Below are 1,676 nucleotides of genomic sequence, written 5' to 3' on the forward strand. Positions count from 1 at the left end.
TCTACTTCAAAGGCAAACTTTACTAATGGATATGTACTCATAATTTTATTTATATTTTTTGTTATTTAGTTTAAATTATTTTATGCTTCCTGTAGTTTGTGTGAAAAGCGAAGCACAATAAATTCAGCAGGACGTACTGCGGCCATCCCGATTTCAATGACCATTCTTCCTTCTAAAATATCCTGAGCAGACATTGTTTTATTCAAACCAACACTTACGTAATAAGCTTCTTCCGGCTTGCTTCCTGCCAATGCGCCGTCTTGCCATTGTTGGTTAAGGAAATTCTCAATCATCGTTTGTACACGAATCCATGTATTGGCTGTATTAGGTTCGAAAACGAAACGTTCTGTAGCTTTTTTTACAGACTCTTCCACCATATTGAAGAAACGACGTACTGAGATATATCTCCATTCGTTGCTGTTTCCATCCAGTGTTCTTGCTCCCCAAACTAATGTTCCTTTTCCTGTAAAAGTTCTGATTGCGTTGATTGATTTTCCAGCTTCTGGATGTACGTTAAGAATTTCTTGATCTTCGTGAGAAATTTTTTCTGTTGGTGCTACAACATAATTAAGTCCAACATTAGCCGGTGCCTTGAATACTCCTGAAGTGCTGTCAACTTTGGCATAAACTCCTGCCATTGAAGATGATGGAGCAATAACAACTTTAATAGACTCGATAGCTGCTTTAGCTAAGTTGTACAATTCTGAGTCATTAGTTTTCCAATGCTCTAAAGTTTCACCTGAAACCTCAACAACCTCCGGGTCATAGCTATAAGTTAAAACTGTTTCTAATTTTGGATAATAAGCAGCTCCATATTTTAGACGCTCACCGCTTGGACCAGAACTAGGACCTGCAGTTCTGAATGCAGAAACACTTCCAAGAACGTCCATAATAATGAATCTGTCTTTCATTAATTCTGCCTGATCTAAGGCTGAATTATACAATTGATAAGCTTCATTTTCTGAAGCTAAACCTTCAGCATCCGGGAAAACAATAAGAGTTGGCTCGTCTTCTTTTTCTAAAGTATTAAGACCTTTTTCCAAATCAACTTTCGCTACTGAAGCTGGATATCCTGCTGCTGTTCCTGCAGAAACGATATAACATGATCCACCACCATTTGCAAAATACATTTGCATCGCATAATACATTTTGAAAGGATTAGGTGTGTCTAATTCTGCAGTAACAGTTCTAGGTTTAACTGTAGGAGTTGTAGTCGCTGGAACTTCATTAAGTGAAAACGTTTCATTTTTTGCTTTTCCAAAAAGTGCTTCGTACTCCAACATAGAAGAGATTCTTGTTGGCTCATTTTTTGGCCCTTTTTCAGTATATCCAATAAAAGCAGGAATAGCCGTTTCTACTTGTGCTACAGATGGTGGGAATTTTGCAATTTCCTCTACGTAAACTCCAGGTGTTTTGTAATTCATTTTTTTTAATTTTTAGTTAATAATTAGTTATTTTCAATAGTTAAACCTTCGTGTGCAATTTCTAAAGTTTCGATAGCAACCTCATTACCTTCTGCTTTCAGGTCTGTTGCATTCATCTTAAGAGGGAATGCATTTTTCACTTTCCATGTTACTGCAGGCTCGCCGTTTTCGTCTAAAAGTGAAATAGTAATTGATCTTCTTTCTACTGTATTCAACTGGATGGTTTGAAACCATTCAAAATATTCGTTATCA

Annotated in this window: 2 protein-coding genes; both read right to left on the minus strand. The window is 36.7% G+C overall.

Translation table 11 applies throughout. The features are described 5' to 3' along the window. Window positions 1-80 precede the first annotated feature (80 nt). Window positions 81-1,424, minus strand: coding sequence for a phage tail sheath family protein (locus OF897_RS21475; RefSeq protein WP_267267709.1), 1,344 nt, complete (start codon window positions 1,422-1,424; stop codon window positions 81-83). 23 nt (window positions 1,425-1,447) lie between these two features. Further along, window positions 1,448-1,676: phage tail protein (locus OF897_RS21480; protein ID WP_267267710.1), on the minus strand; the 229-nt coding region annotated here is incomplete at its 5' end.

Source organism: Chryseobacterium formosum, assembly GCF_026460885.1.
Lineage (GTDB): Bacteria > Bacteroidota > Bacteroidia > Flavobacteriales > Weeksellaceae > Chryseobacterium > Chryseobacterium formosus.